We start from the raw sequence: 20,319 nt of genomic DNA on the forward strand, positions 1-20,319 counted from the left end.
ATACTTTTGTAACAAAAATGAAATTAATAAAGAGGTGACATACTTAAAATCAAGAAAATACCGCAAATTTTTAAATAAAAAATTTGCGGTATTTATTCTTTTTAAAATTTACCGCTAATTATTCAGGCCAAATAATATCACCTTCAGATGCTTTTGGAGCAGCAGGCTTACTTCCTTGCATAGATATTATATAACTAGCTAATTGAATTCTCTCTTCTCTAGTTATTGTACTTTCCCAAGCAATCATACCTTTGCCTGGTCTTCCACCTTTAGAAATAGTGTGAAAAATTGTTTTAACATCTCCTCCAAAAATCCAATGATTGTCAGTTAAATTTGGTCCAATTCCACCGCCTAAATCGGCAACATGGCAAGCAAAACAAGTTTTTGAAGTGAATAATGCTTTTCCTTTTTCAATATTATCCGCATCTGTAAAAGCTTTAATGTTAGCGGTACTAAATAATTCTGGATGTTCAGCTTTATACATTGCAACCTCTTTTTTAGCATCTGCCAATTCATCCTTTAATTCATCATATTGGTTATATTTACTAAATCCTAAAACCATTATATAATAAAAAACTGCGATAACTATGGTTATATAGAAACCTGCTTTCCACCAAGGTGGTAATACATTATCCAATTCTCTAATTCCATCATAGTCATGATCAAGCATTACATCTTCTTCATTTCCAAGTTCGTTAGCTTTAGTCATAGACTTCATAAACTTTTGCCAACCTGTTATATTTTCTGATTTTTTATTCATGATTCTTGTCTTTACTTTTTATATCGTCTTCAAATGGTAAATTACTTACTTCATCAATTCTTTTTTTAGAAATATTCATAACAATGATAAGCATTGTTACAAATACAATAAAAAATAACAACAGTGAAATTATTGGATAAATTTCAATTCCATCCATCCCATCAAAATTATGTCTAATAAATTTTAACATTTTTAATTATTTTAATGCAGTATTATTACTATTTGCTTTTATATCTGTCCCTAAACGCTGTAAATAAGCAATTAACGCTACAATTTCTTTATTTTGAATATTACTATTTCCATAATTTTTAACAAACTCAGGATCTTGTCTTAAACTTGTTTCAATTTTTTTAGCTTGAGTAATAATACTTTGTTTTGCATTTGCAATTTCTTTATCCGTATAAGGAACTCCTAAAGTGGCTAAGCCATTCATTTTTGCTTCAATATTAGAAGCGTTTAAATCATCTTTAATAATCCAGGTATAACGTGGCATTATAGAGCCTGGAGATGTTGATCTTGGATCCATCAAATGATTAAAATGCCAGTTATCATTATATTTACCGCCAATTCTATGTAAATCTGGACCTGTTCTTTTTGATCCCCATAAAAATGGATGATCATAAATAAATTCACCTGCTTTTGAATATTCACCATAACGTGCAACTTCTGAACGGAATGGACGAATCATTTGAGAGTGACAGTTATTACAGCCTTCTCGCATATAAATATCTCTTCCTTCTAATTCTAAAGGCGTATATGGTTTTACACTTGAAATAGTTGGTACATTTGATTTTACTAATATTAATGGTACAATTTCAACCAACCCACCAATTAATATAGCAACAGTAGTTAAAATAGAAAATAAAACAGTTCGTCTTTCTAACCAAGTATGCCAAGGTTCTCCTGCAATTCTTTTTCCACTAATTTTTTTCAATGGAGCAGCTTCAGCTAACTCATCTTCAACAGTTGAACCTGCTTTTGCTGTTTTAATAATATTATATGCTAATATTAAATATCCTGTTAAATATAAAGTACCTCCAATGGCACGCATAGCATACATTGGAATTACTTGGGTAACTGTTTCTAAAAAATTACCATAAACTAAAGTACCATCAGGATTGAATTCTTTCCACATAAATGCTTGCGTAAAACCTGCAACATATAATGGGATTGAATAAAATAAAATACCCAAGGTACCAATCCAAAAATGAATATTTGCTAATTTTTTAGAATATAATTCTGTTTTCCAAAGCTTAGCAGCTAACCAATAAATTATACCTGCAATCATAAAGCCATTCCAAGCTAAAGTTCCAATATGAACATGACCTACAATCCAATCGGTATAATGACCTATAGCATTTACATTTTTAAAAGCTAACATTGGCCCTTCAAAAGTTGCCATACCATAACCTGTAATTGCAACTACAAAGAATTTTAAAATAGGATCTTCACGAACTTTATCCCAAGCACCTCTTAAAGTTAATAATCCATTAATCATACCTCCCCAAGATGGGAATATTAACATTACTGAAAATACAGTACCTAAATTTTGAGCCCAATCAGGTAAAGCTGTATATAATAGATGGTGAGGTCCTGCCCAGATATATATAAATATTAAAGACCAAAAATGTACTATTGAAAGTCTGTAGGAGTAAACTGGTCTGTTAGCAACCTTTGGAACAAAATAATACATCAATCCTAAAATTGGTGTTGTTAAGAAAAATGCCACCGCATTATGCCCATACCACCATTGAACCATGGCATCTTGAACTCCCGCGTAAACAGAGTAGCTTTTAAAAGCTGTAACTGGTAATTCTAAGTTATTAAATATATAAAGAACCGCAATGGTAACCAACGTAGCTATGTAAAACCAAATAGCAACATAAATATGTCGTTGCCTTCTTTTTAGCATGGTACCAATAAGATTAATACCAAATATTACCCAAATAAAAACTACAGCTAAATCTATTGGCCATTCTAGTTCTGCATACTCTTTTGTTGAAGTAAAACCTAATGGTAATGTAATTGCAGCAGCAACAATTATTAATTGCCAACCCCAAAAATGGATTCTACTTAAATTATCATTAAACATTCGAGTTTTTAGCAAACGCTGAGTAGAATAATAGACGCCTGTAAAAATTCCATTTCCCACAAATGCAAAAATAACGGCATTAGTGTGTAATGGACGCAAACGACCAAAACTTAGCCATGAAATTGCATTATCAGAGCCAGCAAATTCTAGCAACCCCGGGAATACAAATAGCAATGCTACTGTAAGTCCTACTAACATACCTACAATTCCCCAAAGAATTGTGGCAGATAAAAACATTTTAACGATCTTATTATCGTAATAAAACTGTTCTTTTTCCATACTTAATTAATTGTTTATTTATTATTATTTTGGTTAATTATGTTCTTTATTTTTATCATTAACTAATTCATCATCAAACAACATACGCACTGATGGCGTATAGGTATCCTCGTATTGCCCTGATTTTATAGCTTTAATGAAGATTATAAGAAAAAAAATTGCAATAATAACGCTAACTCCTATTGTAATGTAAACAACTTCCATTTTAGTTATTAGTTTTATTTTCTTTAGTTAGTTAATTAAGCAAATATAAAATATTTAAATATTTTATATATGACAATTATCATAAAATTAAATTACAGATTTTAAATAAACTACATTATTTTACTTATAAGTACAAATATTCAATTTTTTTTTGAAATCCAATTGGTTAACATTGTAACAAATATTACAATCGAAATAGAACTCGCAGGCATTAATATTGCAGCAACAATAGGTGTTAATTGACCTGTTAATGCAAAATACAAACCTATAATATTATATGAAAATGAAAATATAAAGCTTATTTTAATTATGTTGATTGTTTTTGATGCTAATGTTAAAAACTTAGGTATTTTGTTAAAAAGATTTGCATCTAAAATACCATCACATGCGGGTGAAAACACATTAATATTTTCAGAAATTGCAATTCCAACGTTACTCTGAGCTAATGCTCCTGCATCATTTAATCCATCACCAAGCATTAATACGTGTGCACCTTTTTGCTGTAATTTTTTAATAAAATTTAATTTATCTTCTGGTTTCTGATTAAATTTAAATAGAGTTTCTTTTGGCAACATTTTACTCAAAAATTCTTTTTCTCCTTCGTTATCACCTGATAGAATAATCAATTTATATTTTTTTGAAAGTTCATTAAAAACATTTTGAGTATCTTTTCTATAATTATTTGAAAAGTTAAACTTTCCCTTTAATTCTTCATTAATACTGATATAAATAACCGTTTCATTTATATTTTTCTGAGAAACATCAACAAAACTAGCAGCACCTAATTTAACTTGATTATTTCTATATTTTGCCTGAATTCCACTTCCAAGTATTTCTTCAAAATAGTCTAGTTTTTCGGTTAAACATGGTTCTTCAATAAATTTATATAAAGCTCTACTTAATGGATGATTGGAAGCTCTAATTACTGTTTTTATAAGTTGTAATTCATCAGAAGAAAGCGGTACTCCTTCATATTTTATTTTTGAAATATCGTTAGAGGTTATTGTTCCTGTTTTATCAAAAATCAGAGTATCAACCTTAGCCATATCCTCTATGGTTTCTGTGTTTTTTAAATAAAATTTTTGATATCCAAATATACGTAACATGTTTCCAAAAGCAAATGGTGCAGATAACGCCAAGGCACAAGGACAAGCAATAATTAATACGGCTGTTACTATGTTAAATGCAATGTTAGGATTTTTAAAATACCAGTAAATACCTGCAATAAAAGCAATACTTAAAATTACAATTGTAAAATATTTACTTATAGAATCTGTAATATTTTTTATATTTTTTTCTTTAGTTTTATTAAAAACAGCATTACTCCAAAGTTGTGTTAAGTAACTTTGTTCAATGGTATTAATAACATCTATTTCAATAGCTCCAGCAGTTTGTTTACCTCCTGCAAATAGCTTATCTCCCGATTTTTTAACAACGGGCACAGATTCTCCTGTAACAAAACTATAATCAATAAGAGCTTCTCCTTTAATTAAAATACCATCTACAGGAATTAATTCTTCATTTCTAATAAGCAATCTATCCCCTTCACAAACATTTTTCACAGGTATTGCTTCTTCCTTGTTATTATTAATTTTAGTAACGGCAATTGGAAAATAAGATTTATAATCACGCTCAAAAGATAAAAAGTTGTACGTTTTTTGTTGAAAGAATTTTCCTAGCAATAAAAAGAATACTAAACCTGTTAAACTATCAAAAAAACCAGCACTAATATTTAAAAAAACTTCAGTAGAACTTCTTATAAAAAGAACTGAAATACCAAGTGCAACAGGAACATCTATATTTAATATTTTGTGACTTAAACCCTTGTATGCGGATATAAAATAATCTTTGGCTGAATAAAAAACAACAGGAATTGACATAAAAAACATAAGCCATCTGAAAATAATTTTATATTTATTTATCCAAAAACCATCTACTTGAAAATATTCAGGAAAAGACAACATCATAATATTTCCAAAAGCAAAAGCTGCAATAACTAACTGGTAAATTAAGGTTTTACTAACTTTATTCTTTTTAGCATCAGCATCACCTAAACTTATATAAGGTTCATAAGCAATAGAGGTCATTAATTCTACGATATCCTTTAAATTAGTGGCTTCAATTTTATAGGTAATACGTACCGTTTTTTCAGGAAAATTAACGAGCGAAGTAATCACTCCATTATTTAATTTACTTAAATTTTCTAAAACCCAGATGCACGAACTGCAATGAATACTAGGTACATAAAATTCAATAACTGCAATTTCACTATCATTAAATTCTAGAAGATTGCTTACAATTTCTTCATTTTCTAAATAAGCATATTTCCCTTTTATTTCTGATGGAATTGTTCCAGGGTTAGATTCTAAATCATAATAACAGCTTAATTCATTAACGTTTAATATTTCATAAACGGTTTTACAACCATTACAACAAAATTCTTTATTATTAAAAATAACTGGTTTTTTACCACAATCTGCTCCACAATGATAACAACTATTTAAACTCATTTTTTTTTAAATTGTTTACAAAACTATAGATTTATTAATTCAATAACATGACAAATATCATTTATTTTTGTACATTTACAGACATTTACTACTAAGTATTAAAATTAGAATTTATGTCGAAATGCGGACAATGTATTATTAAGAGATTTAACGCTCTAAAATCTTTGACACACGATGAGTTAGAAAAATTTTCAGACCATAAAACTTCTCTTTTCATTAAAAAAGGTGAAAATTTAATGACTGAGGGTAGTTCTATTAACGGTTTATATTGTATTAGAGATGGTAAAGGTAAACTTACAAAATTAAGCACTAATGGTAAAGAACAAATTATAAAATTTGTTAAAAGTGGGGATATTTTGGGGCAACGTTCTATATTAAGTGATGAACCTGTTGGTTTAAATGCCACAGCCTTAGAAGACATGCATGTTTGTTTTATTCCTAAACAAGATATTTTAGATACCATTAAAGAAAATGGTCAATTTTCTTTAAATATTATGAAGGTTATTTCTCATCAATTAAATGAAGCAAATACTTTAGTTTCTCAAATGGCTCAAAAACCCGTTAAAGAACGATTAGCCGAAACTTTACTTAATTTAGAAGAAATTTTTGGAGTTGATAATGAAGGCTGTATTGATGTAATTTTAACAAGAGAAGAAATTGCAAATACAATTGGCACAGCAACTGAATCTGCTATTAGGTTATTGTCTAATTTAAAAAAAGATCACATTATTGATTTAGTAAATAAAAAGATAAAAATTTCAGATAAAAATGCACTTAAAAATATGTCTGAAGGATATTAAAAGTACCGTTTTTAATAAAATAATATAAAATATAAAAAGCCTTTTAGAAAATTCTAAAAGGCTTTTTATATTTTATATTATTTTATTTTATACCATAGAAGCTGCAATACGCTTATATATACCTTTTTCAAGTTTTTCACGAATAGCAGAAAATGCTTCTAGAGTAATTTTAACATCTTCTAAAGTATGTGTTGCTGTTGGAATCAATCTTAAAAGAATCATTCCTTTAGGCACTACCGGATAAACTACAATTGAACAAAATATTCCATGATTTTCTCTCAAGTCATTTACCATAGCCATAGCCTCAGGAATATCACCTTCTAAAAAAACTGGTGTAACACACGTATTTGTTTTACCAATATTAAAACCATCGTCTTTTAGCCCATTTTGTAAAGCATCTACATTTTCCCAAAGTTTTCTTTTTAACTCAGGCATTGTTCTAAGCATATCTAAACGCTTTAATGCTCCTTTCACCATTGGCATTGGCAATGATTTGGCAAACATTTGAGAACGCATATTATACTGTAAATACTGAATAATATCTTTGTCAGCAGCAAAAAACGCTCCAATACCAGCCATAGATTTCGCAAAAGTTGCAAAATAAACATCTATGTCATCTTGTACTCCTTGTTCAAAACCAGTTCCTTTACCATCTTTTCCTAATGTTCCAAAACCGTGAGCATCATCAACTAATAATCTGAAATTAAAACGGTCTTTTAATGCTACTATTTCTTTTAATTTCCCTTGCTCACCTCTCATTCCAAAAACACCTTCTGAAATTACTAAAATTCCTCCACCATTTTCTTCCGCTATTTTAGTAGCTCTATGCAAATTTTTCTCTAGACTTTCTATATCGTTATGCTTAAACGTAAATCTTTTTCCAGGATGTAACCTAACCCCATCAATAATACAAGCATGTGCATCCATATCGTAAACAATTACGTCATGTTTAGTTACCAAAGCATCAATTGCTGATACCATTCCTTGGTAACCGAAATTCACTAAATAGGCAGCTTCTTTACTTTCAAACTCAGCAAGTTCATTTTCTAGCTGTTCATGATATTTTGTATGCCCAGACATCATTCTAGCACCCATTGGATATGCCATACCATATTCCGCAGCAGCTTCAGCATCTGCTTTTCTAACTTCTGGATGATTTGCTAATCCAAGATAATCGTTAATACTCCAAGTAATAACTTTTTTCCCATTAAACATCATTCTGTTTGAAATTTCACCTTCTAACTTTGGAAAAACATAATACCCTTCTGCCTGCTTAGCCCATTTACCTAAAGGCCCTTTATCTTTTACTATTCTTTCAAATAAATCTTTCATTCTATAATTATTTTGAGTAAAATGCGTTTTAAGAACTACATTTACTTAATACTGCAAAGTACGGTTTTTTTTTTTTGCTATTCAAATGTTAATGTTACAAAAAAGAGGTTGGAAATTAATTTCCAACCTCTTCCTATTTTTATATGTAATAAAATTACTTTATATATTCTACTTCAGCATGTGCATGTTTTTGTGTATCAAAAAAACCTTGTTCTTTCATCCAATCATCACTATATATTTTTTCCATATAACGTGAACCGTGATCTGGCAATATAAGAACTACTTTTGAATTTTCATCAAACATTCCTTTTTCTGCATATTGAATTGCCGCTTGAACTACTGCTCCACTTGTGTAACCCGTAAATAAACCTTCAGTAAGCGCTAATTCTCTAGCTCTATGGGCTGCAGCTTCATCTGTCACTTTTTCAAAAATATCAATTAAATCAAAATTGGTAGCTGTTGGAATTAAATTTTTACCTAATCCTTCAATTCTATATGGGTAAATTTCATTTTGATCAAACTCTCTTGTTTCGTGAAATTTCTTTAAAATTGAACCAAAAGCATCAACACCTAAAGTTTTTATGTTAGGATTTTGTTCCTTTAAATATTTAGAAACACCAGAAATTGTACCACCTGTTCCACTTGCAGCAATTAAATGTGTTATTTCACCATTTGTTTGCTCCCAAATTTCTGGACCGGTTGAATGATAATGAGCATCTCCATTTAATTTATTGAAATATTGATTAATATAAATAGAATTTGCTGTTTCTCTATGCAAACGCTTTGCTACTTCATAGTATGATCTTGGATCATCAGCTGCTACATGACCTGGACAAACATACACTTTTGCTCCCATAGCTTTTAGCATGTTAATTTTTCCTGCTGAAGCTTTAGAATTAACAGCTAATATACATTTGTATCCTTTTATTATGCTAACTAATGCCAAACTAAAACCAGTATTACCAGAAGTTGTTTCAATAATTGTGCTACCTTCTTTTAACAGTCCTTTTCTTTCGGCATCTTCAATAATATGTATAGCAATTCTATCTTTCATAGAGTGTCCAGGATTAAAACCTTCGTACTTTACATAAAAATTCCCAATAAGATTTTTTGTGATTTTATTTAACTTAATTAGAGGAGTGTTACCAACAAGGTCTAAAATATTTTTACTTATACCTGTATTTTGTGTCATTTTTTTAAGTTTAATTCAAAAATGAATCTTGATTAATAATCTATAAACGTGCAAATTTAATAATTTTTTTTTATAATTTATAAAGAACCTTCTAAATCTAATATAAAACTATAGTCTCTTGCTACTTCTTTTAATGCATCAAACCTACCAGATGCTCCACCATGACCGGTATCCATTTCAGTATGCATAAGTAAAATATTATTCCCAACTTTTAACTCTCTTAACTTAGCAATCCACTTTGCAGGTTCAAAGTATTGAACTTGAGAATCGTTTAGGCCTGTGGTAATTAACATATTTGGGTAATTTTGTTTAGTTACATTATCGTATGGTGAGTATGATTTCATATATTCATAATATTCCTTTTCATTAGGATTTCCCCATTCATCATATTCGCCTGTTGTAAGTGGAATACTATCATCTAGCATAGTTGTTACAACATCAACAAATGGTACGGATGCTAAAACTCCATTAAATAAATCTGGATTCATATTAATTATAGCCCCCATTAGTAAACCTCCTGCTGAACCTCCGCTAGCATATAAATGTTTTTTTGATGTATAATTTTTAGTAATTAAAAATTTTGCACAATCAACAAAATCGGTAAACGTATTTTTCTTTTTTAATAATTTTCCATCCTCATACCATTTTCTACCTAAATATTCACTTCCTCTAACATGTGCAATTGCAAAAATAAATCCTCTATCTAATAAACTTAAACGTGTTGAACTAAAACCTGCATCAATTGTGTATCCATATGAACCATAGCCATATAAAAGTAAAGAAGTTTCTTTAGTTAAAGAGGTATTTTTATGATAAACTAATGATATTGGTATTTTTGTTCCATCAATGGCATTCGCCCATAAACGTTCACTTTTATAATTATTTTTATTAAATTTTCCTCCTAAAACTTGCTGTTCCTTTTTTATTTCTTTTCTTTTAGTATCTACATTAAAATCTATTACAGAACTTGGTGTAGTCATTGAATTATATCCATAACGAATACAACTTGTATCAAATTCTGGATTAAAATAAACACCTGCAGAGTATGCTTCTTCTTTAAATGGAAGATAATAATCTTCAGAATTATCCCAACGCATTATTCTAATTTTATTCAATCCATTAGATCGTTCTTCAATAACCAAAAATTCTTTAAAAATTGAAATATCTTCTAATAAAACATCTTCTCTATGAGGAATTACATCAAACCAATTTTCTTTTAAGGTCTCCGCTATAGGAGTTTTCATTAATTTAAAATTTATTGCTTTATCCTTATTGGTAAGAATGTAAAAATGGTTATTGTAGTGTGCTATATTGTACTCCAAATCACGTTCTCTTGGTTGAAAAATTTGAAATTTCCCTGTAGGAGTTGCAGCATCTAAAATACGATATTCAGTAGAAACAGTACTATGTGAACCTATTATTAAATATTTTTCAGATTTTGTTCTATAGACATACGTACTAAAAGCCTCATCTTGTTCAAAAAATACTTCAATATCATTTAATGGGTCTGTACCTAAAATATGTCTAAAAACTTTTTCACTTCTTAGTGTTGTTGGATTTTTTTGAGTGTAAAAAACCGTTTTATTATCATCAGCCCAAGAAGCACTACCCGTTGTATTCTCAATCTTTTCTGGAAACAACTTACCAGTTTCCAAATTTTTAAATTGTAACGTATATTGTCTTCTACTAACGGTATCAATCCCAAATGCCATTAACTTATTATTAGGACTTACTGATAATCCAGAAAGCTTATAATATGAAAAGCCTTCCGCTAATTTGTTAACATCAAATAAAATTTCCTCTTTAGCCTCTAAAGATTCTTTTTTACGTGCAAAAACCGGATATTGTTTTCCTTTTTTGAAACGAGTAATATAGTAGTAATTATTTTTTTTATAGGGTACTGACTCATCATCTTCTTTTATACGAGATTTCAATTCTTGAAATAAATCTTCCTGAAATTTCTTAGTATGCGCTGTTTTATCATCATAATAGACATTTTCAGTGTTTAAATAGTCTATAACTTTAGAGTTTTCCCTATCGTTTAACCAATAATAATTATCAATTCTAACATCACCATGAATTTCGAGCTTCTTTTCAATTTTTTCGACTTTTGGTGTTTTTATATCTTTATTTGTCATTCTTATTATTTTCGAGGCCGCTAAAATAAGTTATTTAGCATTCACATCACTTTTATTTATTAATCACTTATTTTTAATGTAACAATAAATACATTCTGAGGTATTATATTATTTAAAATAATCATCCTGAAATCCAATTAAATATACTTTTTCCTGAGCTCTAGTAACTGCCGTATATAACCAACGTAAGTACTCTATATTTTGACCATCAGGTAAATATGGTTGCTCAATAAAAACTGTTTTCCATTGACCACCTTGAGATTTATGACAAGTGACTGCATATGAGAATTTTACCTGTAAAGCATTAAAATATTTACTCTTTTTAACACCTAACAATTGTTTGTATTTTGATTTTTCATGAGCAAAATCTTTTAAAACTTCATGATATAATTTATTAGACTCTTCATACGATAATGATGGCGATTCCGATGAAAGTGTGTCTAATAATAATACGGTTTCAAATGGCTTTTGATTGGGATAATCAATCATTCTTACTGTAACTTCAGCAAACCTAAAACCATATAATTCTTTGCTATTAAATATTTCTACTATTTCGCATATATCTCCATTTGCTATAAAACCTGCTTCACTTGACTCTTTTAACCAGAAATAGTTATTTTTAACAACCATTACATAATCTCCTGTAGATATTTCATCCTCATGACCTCTAATTTTATTTCTAATTTGTTGGTTGTATTGATTAGCCCGTTTATTAGAACGTACAATAAATGCTGTATCCTCTACTCCAATATTATCGTAAGCAGTATTAATTGCATCTTCTATTTCATAACCATCAATAAGTCTAATTAAATCTGGAAAACCTAACTCAAATTGAAAATTATTAAATCCATTATTTGCTAAAATTAAACGTAACTCAGTTGCATTAATTAAAATTCCTGAATTTTCATGTTGACGCATTACTTCACTCAATTCAATCTCCTCAACATCTTTATTATAATTAAGTGCTAGCTTATTTGCATCTAAAGCTGGACTAATATCTAATTTAACTGGTGGCAATTGTGCTGTATCACCAATTAAAATTAACTTACAATGCACTCCTGAATACACATATGAAATTAAATCATCTAATAAAGAGCCATTATCAAATAATTTTGAACCTGTTGGAGCATCAGGAATCATAGAAGCCTCATCAACTATAAATATAGTGTTTGTGTGTTTATTTGTTTGCAGCGTAAAGTCTACACCACCTGCTTTATTTTTTTTTGGAAAGTAGATTTTCTTATGTATAGTAAAAGCCTGTCTATTTGAATAACCAGAAATAACTTTAGCCGCTCTACCAGTTGGGGCCAATAAAACTGATTTTTTCCCTGCACGCCACAAATTATTTACAACAGTACTAATTGTAGTGGTTTTCCCTGTACCTGCATACCCTTTTATTAAAAAAAGTGCATCTTTATTATTCTTATAAATAAACTCCGATAATTTACTTAATAATATATCTTGTGAGCTTGTAGGTTCAAAAGGGAACTTTTCAATGGTATTTAGGTAAAATTCTGGCGCAGTTTTTGTCATATTACAATAAATGTCAAATATACAAATTGATTTATGCCTAAAAATTTTTCTCATTAAAAAAAATTTGTAGATTTGCGTACACACATAAAAACAATAAAATTATGACATTTTTGATTATAATAGCTGGTATTGTAGTTACTGGTTTTTTAGCTTACGCAATTGTAAATTTCATTCCAAGAAAATTTCATTGGGTAATTTCAATAATATTAATTGCACTTGCTGCTTTTTTGATTTATAAAATCAATTTTGAAATTCAAAAACCTGTTCAATTTAACAAAGAGAAAAAAGTTAAATACGCAGCTGTAATTAAGAACATGAAAATTCTTCGTGATGCAGAAGTTGCACATAAAAAAGTAACTGGGAAATATACTGCAAACGGTGAAGATTTAATTCAATTTATTGATACTGCTCAATTTGCATTAACACAAACTAGAAACGTTCCTGAAGAAATTAAATTAAGTGGTGGTATTACTAAAATAATTGAAAAAAGAGTAGTTGACACAATTGGATATGAAGCTGTTAAATTACAGTTTGCAGGATTAGATTATAAAAATATGCTAAATATTCCTGGCACTACTGAAAAATTTAAAATTGAAATTGGTGAAATTGAAAAAATAGCTGGATTAAAAGCTCCTGTTTTTGAAATAAAAGTTGACAAAGCTTTAATTTTAAAAGGAATGGACTTTAACCTAATTAATCAAGAAAAAGAAGCAATTGGTGGTGAAGAAGTTAGGGGCGAATATATAAGAGTTGGTTCTTTAGGCGAAGTAAGTGAAGATGGCAATTGGCCTCCATTTTATGATCAAAGAGATAAACAAGATAACGAAGAATAACGTAGATTTTTTAAATCTGCAAGAAAACCATTTATCCATCCAACTTTGTTTGGATGGATTTTCTTTTTGTATATATAATAAAATACAAGATGAAATAGGTGCATTTGCAGCTTATGAATTTATAAACACTAATAACTACTCTCCTTATAAGCATTTAGAGCTAGTTGAGCAGTTATATAATCAAGAAATTTTGCTGCAAGCAAAATATGAATCTGTTAGTGTTGCTCATTCTAATAACTTAGTTACACAAGTACCTAAAGCTCTTTTTGATAAAGAAAACTTAACTAAATATCTTCAACATACTGTTAAAGTACTTGAAAACGATTACATAACTTATGATGAACTTCATAATTTAGAAATTGTAAATGTGTACATTCCGTTTGTAAACATTAATAATTTTTTATTAGATAAATATGGAACATTTATTTACAAACATTCATCAACAATACTTATTGAAAACCTTTTAAATAAATATAAAAATATTGAAGGTGATTATTGTTTTATAAATGTATTTAAGAATTCGTTTGAAATTATTGTAGTGAAAAATAAAAAGTTTGAATTATTTAATTCTTTCAGCTTTAATACAAAGGAAGATTTTATATATTATATACTTTTTGTTGCAGAACAGCTACAGCTAAATCCTGAAGAATTTAATTTGGTTTTATTAGGTGATATTGAAAAAGAATCAGAATTGTATACTATATTATATCAATATATTAGAACTATAAATTTTTATAAGCCTAGTAACTTTCCTTCAATATTAAAAGATTTTTCATCACACACACATTTCACATTATTAAATCAACTATAAACAAATGCGTATCATATCGGGGAAACATAAAAGTAAACGCTTACACGCACCTAAAAACTTACCTGTAAGACCAACAACCGATATGTCTAAAGAAGCATTATTTAATATCCTCAATAACGCCTACTATTTTAATAATATTGCTGTGCTAGACTTGTTTTCTGGTACAGGAAATATAAGTTTTGAATTTGGATCAAGAGGTACCGAAAATATAACAGCTGTAGACGCTCACTTTGGGTGCATAAAATATATAAATTCAACTTCTAAAGAGTTAGATTTAACAATAAACACCATAAAAAGTGATGTATTTAAGTATTTGAAAAAAACTACTTCAAAATTTGATGTAATTTTCGCAGATCCTCCTTATGAATTTGACCTTAATTTATTTGAAAAAATAGTTGATTTAATTTTTGAAAACAATCTATTAAGTAATGAAGGCACTTTAGTTATTGAACATTCAAAACGTACTGATTTATCTAACCATGTACACTTTAATTATTCTAAAAAATACGGTGGAAATATGTTTAGCTTTTTTGAAAAAGAAAATGCTAATTAAAACAAGGCCTCAATTATTTGTTTTTCTGAAATCCCTTCAGCTTCAGCTTTATAATTTTTAACAATTCTATGTTTTAAAATAGAATATGCTACTGCTTTTACATCTTCAATATCTGGTGAATATTTTCCGTTTACAGCAGCATTTGCTTTTGCCCCTAAAATTAAATTTTGTGATGCTCGTGGTCCAGCACCCCAATCAATATAGTTATTTACAATTTCTGGTGAATTAACCGTGTTTGGTCGTGTTTTAGAAACTAATTTTACGGCATACTCAATTACATTATCCGCAACAGGAATTCGCCTAATTAAATGCTGGAAATTAGATATTTCCTCTGCCGAAAGAAGTGCATTGACAACTGGTTTCTCATCATTAGTTGTACTTTTTACAACTGCAACTTCTTCATTAAAACTAGGATATTCTAAATTTATTGAAAACATAAACCTATCTAATTGAGCTTCTGGCAAAGGATATGTTCCCTCCTGCTCGATTGGATTTTGAGTTGCTAACACAAAAAATGGTTTTGCTAGTTCATAATGATGACCTGCAATGGTAACTGTTCTCTCTTGCATTGCTTCTAACAATGCTGCTTGTGTTTTTGGAGGTGTTCGGTTAATTTCATCTGCTAAAATAATATTACTAAAAATTGGACCTTTTATAAATTTAAAATGACTTGTTTCATCTAAAATTTCACTTCCTAAAATATCTGAAGGCATTAAATCTGGTGTAAACTGAATTCTTTTAAAATCAAGCCCTAAAATTTCTGCAATAGTATGTACTATTAATGTTTTAGCCAAACCAGGTACACCAATTAAAAGTGAATGACCTCCACTTAATATAGAGAGTAAAATATGATCTACAGCACTATTTTGCCCAATTATTACCTTGCCAATTTCTTGCTTTAATGCTTTAGATTTTAAAACTAGTTCTTTTAATGCTGTAACATCAGACATACTAATCCTTTTTCCAATTATTTTTAAACTTACATTTTTTAAAATCTTTATTTATTTTAATGTAAGTATCTATAATTTTTTCAACTGACCAAGAATCAACAGTTTCTTCTTGTTTTTTTTGCAACGTTAATTGTTGTATTTTCTCATAATCTTTTGTGAAACTAGCAGTATGTGCATCAACTTTACTTTTTAGTAAAATAATTTTGTGCATTTTTTCACCCCCTCTAATTTCATCATAATAAGGTTCTGTAATTTCACCTGCTTTTAAATTACTTACTCTCCCGTATAAAGTTGGATCCATACGTGTTAAGTTAAAATGTGTATCATTTGTTTGAGGGTTTAAAAGTAACCCTTTATTATTTTTTGTTTCTTTATCATCTGAGTATTTTATTACAGCTTCTTCAAATGTAATTTCACCACTAATTATTTCATTTCTAATTTTAGCTAGTGCATCTCGAGAAGCTATCAATTCTTCTGGACTTATTTTTGGTTGTATTAAAATATGACGAACATCTCGTTCTTGTCCTTTAATTTTTTCAACTTGAATAATATGAAAACCAAAACCAGATTCAAATGGCTCAGATATTTCACCTTCATCTAAACTAAAGGCAACTTCTTTAAATTCTTTAATAAAACCACTTTCACGTGTAATTGTATATTTCCCTCCAGAACCTTCTCCATTTCCTGAAACGGAAGGATCATCAGAATTTATAATTGCTTTTAACCTAAAACTGTAGCCATCTTCAATATCTTTTTTTATATCATTTAATTTATCAACAACGCGTTTTATTTCTTTATCGGAAGGTTTTACAATTTTTACGATTTGAGCCAATTCAATTTCAGCGCTAAATTCAGGTAAACTGTTCTCTTTTTCAAGGTTTTTATAATAGGTTCTAACTTCTTCAGGAGTTACATCTACCTTTTCCGTAATGCTTGATCTTTCCTTACGAATTAATAATTGCTCTTTTTGAATTTCAAATAGTTCTTTTCTTAAATCTTCTTCATCATTAAAACCATACATTTCAACTACTTTTTCCATAGTTCCTAATTGCTGCGTAAAATAAGAAATATTACGTTGTACTTCTCCATTAATTTCAGCATCTGTAACAATAATACTATCAACAACTGCATGATGTGCTATCAATTTTTGAATCATCAATTCCTCTAGCATTTCGCAATCAGTAATATCTATTTTGCCTTCAACTCTTTGCTGAAGTTCTTTTTTAAACTTATCAATATCAGAGTCTAATACTATATTTTTTCCAACTACGACAGCTACTCCATCTACTTTAATTTTTTTAAATTTATTTATTGATACACTTAATGTATCTTGTGCATTTAATCCTACAAAAAATAACAAAAATGCTATTCCAATACTATATTTTTTCATTTTAATAAATTTCGAATTGTTTTTTTTTACTTGCATCATCAATTAATGTCTCTTCTATATTTCTTAATAATAATAATTTTCTTTGATGTAATATCATTTGCTTAATTGTAGGTGTTATGTAGCTTTTTGGAGCAATATCATTTCTACCTAGCACATCTTTAATTGCGGCCAAATATAAGCTTAATGAATCTTCTTTTTGAATAAAATTTCCTTTTTTTAATAACTGTTTTTTATCTATTGTTTTAAAAATAGGAATTTTAGCTATTAAATCACTGTATTTAACCCAAATTGAATCATTTAAATGGTGTGATTTTAAAAAGAGTTCTTTCGAATTTAAACTATCTAAGTCTTCTTTTTTTGAAGATTTAAAAAGTTTAATGAGTTCATTTTTATTTAAAATATTTTTCCCAATTTTAATATATTTAAGTTTTAATAATTCTTCATTAAGTTTAAAATTTTCACTATTTTCTCTATAAAATTGCTCAATATCAGTATCATTAATTTCAGTATTTAAATATTGTTTAATTGCTGCTTCTTTATAGGAATTAATAAATAAATCTTCTCTATATTTTTTTACCAACTCTTCAAATTTATGAGTACTATTTTCCAAATTTATTTGAGCTTTAGATAATAATAATTGATGCTTAATCCAATTATTAATATAGTTATTTGCAATTAAAATACTGTCTTGCAAAATAATATTGCTTGTGAAAATATTATTTAAATCATCTTTATACAAAAAAACATTATTTACGCGAGCAATAGGCTGTCTAGTATCGTTTTTTATTGTAAAATAATTACACGATTGTAATATAATAATTGATAGTATATAAAAATAAATACGTTTCATTAATACTCTAAATTTTTAATTTTTTAATCCTCTTTTTTTCAGCTTTATTAATTTTAACTTCATACTTTTCTTGAAGTTGTTTTGAATACATTTGTTCTAGGTAATTTTGATAATCTGAAATTACTTTTCCTTTAATATTCTTTAATTCTTTCGATTTATATTTTTTCGATTTGTTTTTATTAAAAAAATTTAATAATCCAATACTATCTTTGGCTTTTCCCCAAACTTGTTTTTCTAATAAATCAAAAAGCAATAAACCTTCTTTAAATTCATTATAAGTTGTAGCAAACTCTGGATTTAATTTTTCTATATTTTCTTTATAATAATCCAACACCTCTTTTTCCTTAAAAGCAGTAAAAGCGCTACTTATAGGTGTGTTTTTCACTGTTTTTAAATAAGTTATAAATTTATTTTGATAAATTTCTTTATCATTAATAACTAATAAAGCTTGATTAAACTTATTTGAATTGTTTTTCCAATCTTTCATTTCAAATTGCTGTAATGCTGGCTTATTTACAACTACTTTATATTGTTTTAAAAGCTTATTTACAACAGATTTCCCAATTAAATTAGAACGCTCATCTTTTTCAACCTCTTGTGTTAATTTAGCTTCCATTTTCTGAAAACTTTGCAGTGGATATTTTTTAATTAATTTAATTATATGCCACCCAAATTGAGTTTTAAATGGTTTTGAAATTTCTCCTTCAGTGGTTAGTGAGAAAGCTACTTTAGAAAAACTTTTAATCATTTTCCCTGCTCCAAATTTAGTTAATTTACCTCCTTTTATTCCACTGGCTCTATCTTCAGAAACTTTTTTGGCTAAAGCTGCAAAATCAATTTTATTATTTAACAGCAAATTATATACAGAATCTATTCTCTTTTTAGCAAATAAACTATCATTTTTAAACATAATATGAGCAACTTCTACTTCTCCTTTTGAGTTCCTTATATCATTCACTTTTAAAATATGATAACCAAACTTTGTTTTAAAAGGCATTGAAATTTCATTTACTTTAGTTTTAAAAGCAACGTTTTCAAATGGATATACCATTTGTAATGTAGTAAAATAACCAACATTACCTCCATTTTCTTTAACTGTTGGATCTTTAGAGTATTTTTTTGCTATTTCTGAAAAATTACTACCATTTACAATTAAATTTCTAGCCTCAATTAATGAATTATATGCTGTTAAAGTATCTTTTGGTGATGCATTAGGCGACAAAGAAATAAGTATATGGCTCACATTTACTTCCTTTTTTAGTCTATTATAAACTTCTTTTATTAACTTTTTTATTACTTCTTTATCTTTTAAATATGGTAATACTAAACTCTTTTTATATTGTTTTAGCTCGTTTTTATATTTTTGAATGGTATCTAAGCTTAACAATTTAGCTTCTTTTACTTTTAACTTATAATCAATAAATAACTTCAAATAATCTTCAATACTTGTTTTAGAATTATCAACTAAATTTAAGTTTTTTTTATAAATGGTTAAAAATTCTTGTGTGTAAAAAGGCTCATTATTAATTGTAAATAATGTATTTTTATTTTTTTGTGAAAAAGTCTTGGAAACTATAAAAAGTATTATAATCAGTGAATATTTAAACTTCATAAATATATATTTGCTTCAAAAATAATAAAAGTGCGCCTATTAATCTAATTCAAAAACGCTGCAAGTTATTTTTTATTTTTTCACAACAATGTTAAAAGAATCACAAAGATATAATACCTTCTACTTTTTCTGCTTGCTTATATTTTAAAATAACATCCTCTGCCTTTTTCATAACAACAAGTATAGATAAACTAACAAATTTACCCGTTTTTGAAAATGTTTTAGTTATTACAGCACCCGTAAAATCAAAAATATCTTCAACTTTTTTTATTTTATCCTTTTCAGCTGGTACAATAAATTTAAAGAGATACTTTGAAGGAAATACAGTATCTTTTTTTAATTTTTTCTTTAGTTTTTTATAAAATTGATCTCTTTTATCCATTTATTCTAAAAATAAGGGTCCATTTTAGTAGCACCAAAAAGATTGTTAATATTTAAATGACAAAATTACATGAATATTTTTAGTATAATTTAATGAAT

Annotated in this window: 18 protein-coding genes; 4 read left to right on the plus strand and 14 right to left on the minus strand. The window is 28.0% G+C overall.

What is annotated here, in order from left to right; genetic code table 11:
- Positions 1–118: 118 nt before the first annotated feature.
- The 5 genes from QM495_RS00905 to QM495_RS00925 all read right to left on the minus strand — a co-directional run bounded on the left by QM495_RS00905 (position 119) and on the right by QM495_RS00925 (position 5,845).
- Positions 119–760 (minus strand): cbb3-type cytochrome c oxidase N-terminal domain-containing protein, encoded by a 642-nt coding sequence (locus QM495_RS00905; RefSeq protein ID WP_408670223.1) that lies wholly within the window; start codon positions 758–760, stop codon positions 119–121.
- Positions 753–950, minus strand: coding sequence for a CcoQ/FixQ family Cbb3-type cytochrome c oxidase assembly chaperone (locus QM495_RS00910; protein WP_408670224.1), 198 nt, complete (start codon positions 948–950; stop codon positions 753–755). The genes QM495_RS00905 and QM495_RS00910 overlap by 8 nt, the downstream gene beginning before the upstream one ends.
- 6 nt (positions 951–956) lie before the next feature.
- On the minus strand, positions 957–3,131 hold the full coding sequence (gene ccoN, locus QM495_RS00915; protein ID WP_408670225.1) for a cytochrome-c oxidase, cbb3-type subunit I: 2,175 nt from the start codon (positions 3,129–3,131) through the stop codon (positions 957–959).
- A 33-nt stretch (positions 3,132–3,164) separates the two neighbouring features.
- Entirely contained in the window at positions 3,165–3,335 is a 171-nt protein-coding gene (ccoS, locus tag QM495_RS00920; protein ID WP_408670226.1) for a cbb3-type cytochrome oxidase assembly protein CcoS, read from the minus strand.
- Positions 3,336–3,475: 140 nt separating this feature from the next.
- Positions 3,476–5,845 (minus strand): heavy metal translocating P-type ATPase, encoded by a 2,370-nt coding sequence (locus tag QM495_RS00925; protein ID WP_408670227.1) that lies wholly within the window; start codon positions 5,843–5,845, stop codon positions 3,476–3,478.
- 113 nt (positions 5,846–5,958) lie between these two features.
- Between QM495_RS00925 and QM495_RS00930 the strand changes: the two genes are divergently transcribed.
- Positions 5,959–6,645: a Crp/Fnr family transcriptional regulator gene (locus tag QM495_RS00930; protein WP_408670228.1), complete on the plus strand. Its 687-nt coding sequence runs from the start codon at positions 5,959–5,961 to the stop codon at positions 6,643–6,645.
- Between the two features lie 87 nt (positions 6,646–6,732).
- On the opposite strand, the gene QM495_RS00935 is transcribed toward QM495_RS00930, so the two are convergent.
- The 4 genes from QM495_RS00935 to QM495_RS00950 form a co-directional block, all read right to left on the minus strand.
- A complete protein-coding gene (locus QM495_RS00935) occupies positions 6,733–7,977 on the minus strand; it encodes an aminotransferase class I/II-fold pyridoxal phosphate-dependent enzyme (RefSeq protein ID WP_408670229.1) in 1,245 nt (414 codons plus the stop codon).
- A gap of 154 nt (positions 7,978–8,131) precedes the next feature.
- On the minus strand, positions 8,132–9,169 hold the full coding sequence (locus QM495_RS00940; RefSeq protein WP_408670230.1) for a PLP-dependent cysteine synthase family protein: 1,038 nt from the start codon (positions 9,167–9,169) through the stop codon (positions 8,132–8,134).
- Between the two features lie 77 nt (positions 9,170–9,246).
- On the minus strand, positions 9,247–11,307 hold the full coding sequence (locus QM495_RS00945) for a S9 family peptidase (RefSeq protein ID WP_408670231.1): 2,061 nt from the start codon (positions 11,305–11,307) through the stop codon (positions 9,247–9,249).
- A 108-nt stretch (positions 11,308–11,415) separates the two neighbouring features.
- Positions 11,416–12,840 carry an ATP-dependent RecD-like DNA helicase gene (locus QM495_RS00950; protein WP_408670232.1) on the minus strand — a complete coding sequence of 475 codons (1,425 nt, stop codon included), beginning with the start codon at positions 12,838–12,840 and terminating at the stop codon, positions 11,416–11,418.
- Positions 12,841–12,941: 101 nt separating this feature from the next.
- Here QM495_RS00950 and QM495_RS00955 point away from each other — a divergent pair, with 101 nt between their 5' ends.
- The 3 genes from QM495_RS00955 to rsmD are packed head-to-tail and all read left to right on the plus strand — an operon-like array spanning position 12,942 to position 15,037.
- A complete protein-coding gene (locus QM495_RS00955; RefSeq protein ID WP_408670233.1) occupies positions 12,942–13,673 on the plus strand; it encodes a hypothetical protein in 732 nt (243 codons plus the stop codon).
- Positions 13,639–14,484, plus strand: coding sequence for a DUF3822 family protein (locus tag QM495_RS00960; protein ID WP_408670234.1), 846 nt, complete (start codon positions 13,639–13,641; stop codon positions 14,482–14,484). The genes QM495_RS00955 and QM495_RS00960 overlap by 35 nt, the downstream gene beginning before the upstream one ends.
- A 4-nt stretch (positions 14,485–14,488) precedes the next feature.
- On the plus strand, positions 14,489–15,037 hold the full coding sequence (gene rsmD / locus QM495_RS00965) for a 16S rRNA (guanine(966)-N(2))-methyltransferase RsmD (protein ID WP_408670235.1): 549 nt from the start codon (positions 14,489–14,491) through the stop codon (positions 15,035–15,037).
- Here rsmD and QM495_RS00970 read toward each other — a convergent pair.
- The 5 genes from QM495_RS00970 to QM495_RS00990 form a co-directional block, all read right to left on the minus strand.
- Entirely contained in the window at positions 15,034–15,987 is a 954-nt protein-coding gene (locus tag QM495_RS00970) for an AAA family ATPase (protein WP_408670236.1), read from the minus strand. The genes rsmD and QM495_RS00970 overlap by 4 nt on opposite strands.
- 1 nt (position 15,988) lies before the next feature.
- On the minus strand, positions 15,989–17,377 hold the full coding sequence (locus QM495_RS00975; RefSeq protein WP_408670237.1) for a peptidylprolyl isomerase: 1,389 nt from the start codon (positions 17,375–17,377) through the stop codon (positions 15,989–15,991).
- A 1-nt stretch (position 17,378) separates the two neighbouring features.
- Entirely contained in the window at positions 17,379–18,227 is an 849-nt protein-coding gene (locus QM495_RS00980; RefSeq protein ID WP_408670238.1) for a peptidyl-prolyl cis-trans isomerase, read from the minus strand.
- A 7-nt stretch (positions 18,228–18,234) separates the two neighbouring features.
- The gene (locus tag QM495_RS00985; protein WP_408670239.1) at positions 18,235–19,839 is read right to left on the minus strand and encodes a peptidylprolyl isomerase; all 1,605 of its coding nucleotides are present in this window, start codon (positions 19,837–19,839) and stop codon (positions 18,235–18,237) included.
- Between the two features lie 100 nt (positions 19,840–19,939).
- Positions 19,940–20,221, minus strand: coding sequence for a DUF493 domain-containing protein (locus tag QM495_RS00990; RefSeq protein WP_408670240.1), 282 nt, complete (start codon positions 20,219–20,221; stop codon positions 19,940–19,942).
- Positions 20,222–20,319 lie beyond the last annotated feature (98 nt).

It is taken from the genome of Lutibacter sp., assembly GCF_046055765.1.
In the GTDB taxonomy this organism is placed as follows: Bacteria; Bacteroidota; Bacteroidia; order Flavobacteriales; family Flavobacteriaceae; genus Lutibacter.

What these genes read in the sequence shown, in the direction of transcription:
- QM495_RS00945 (WP_408670231.1), bottom strand. Translation starts at nt 11,307, where the DNA reads ATGACAAATAAAGATATAAAAACACCAAAAGTCGAAAAAATTGAAAAG.
- QM495_RS00925 (WP_408670227.1), bottom strand. Translation starts at nt 5,845, where the DNA reads ATGAGTTTAAATAGTTGTTATCATTGTGGAGCAGATTGTGGTAAAAAA.
- QM495_RS00970 (WP_408670236.1), bottom strand. Translation starts at nt 15,987, where the DNA reads ATGTCTGATGTTACAGCATTAAAAGAACTAGTTTTAAAATCTAAAGCA.
- ccoS (WP_408670226.1), bottom strand. Translation starts at nt 3,335, where the DNA reads ATGGAAGTTGTTTACATTACAATAGGAGTTAGCGTTATTATTGCAATT.
- QM495_RS00985 (WP_408670239.1), bottom strand. Translation starts at nt 19,839, where the DNA reads ATGAAGTTTAAATATTCACTGATTATAATACTTTTTATAGTTTCCAAG.
- QM495_RS00975 (WP_408670237.1), bottom strand. Translation starts at nt 17,377, where the DNA reads ATGAAAAAATATAGTATTGGAATAGCATTTTTGTTATTTTTTGTAGGA.
- QM495_RS00980 (WP_408670238.1), bottom strand. Translation starts at nt 18,227, where the DNA reads ATGAAACGTATTTATTTTTATATACTATCAATTATTATATTACAATCG.
- rsmD (WP_408670235.1), top strand. Translation starts at nt 14,489, where the DNA reads ATGCGTATCATATCGGGGAAACATAAAAGTAAACGCTTACACGCACCT.
- QM495_RS00940 (WP_408670230.1), bottom strand. Translation starts at nt 9,169, where the DNA reads ATGACACAAAATACAGGTATAAGTAAAAATATTTTAGACCTTGTTGGT.
- QM495_RS00930 (WP_408670228.1), top strand. Translation starts at nt 5,959, where the DNA reads ATGTCGAAATGCGGACAATGTATTATTAAGAGATTTAACGCTCTAAAA.
- QM495_RS00935 (WP_408670229.1), bottom strand. Translation starts at nt 7,977, where the DNA reads ATGAAAGATTTATTTGAAAGAATAGTAAAAGATAAAGGGCCTTTAGGT.
- QM495_RS00905 (WP_408670223.1), bottom strand. Translation starts at nt 760, where the DNA reads ATGAATAAAAAATCAGAAAATATAACAGGTTGGCAAAAGTTTATGAAG.
- QM495_RS00950 (WP_408670232.1), bottom strand. Translation starts at nt 12,840, where the DNA reads ATGACAAAAACTGCGCCAGAATTTTACCTAAATACCATTGAAAAGTTC.
- ccoN (WP_408670225.1), bottom strand. Translation starts at nt 3,131, where the DNA reads ATGGAAAAAGAACAGTTTTATTACGATAATAAGATCGTTAAAATGTTT.
- QM495_RS00955 (WP_408670233.1), top strand. Translation starts at nt 12,942, where the DNA reads ATGACATTTTTGATTATAATAGCTGGTATTGTAGTTACTGGTTTTTTA.
- QM495_RS00960 (WP_408670234.1), top strand. Translation starts at nt 13,639, where the DNA reads ATGATCAAAGAGATAAACAAGATAACGAAGAATAACGTAGATTTTTTA.
- QM495_RS00990 (WP_408670240.1), bottom strand. Translation starts at nt 20,221, where the DNA reads ATGGATAAAAGAGATCAATTTTATAAAAAACTAAAGAAAAAATTAAAA.
- QM495_RS00910 (WP_408670224.1), bottom strand. Translation starts at nt 950, where the DNA reads ATGTTAAAATTTATTAGACATAATTTTGATGGGATGGATGGAATTGAA.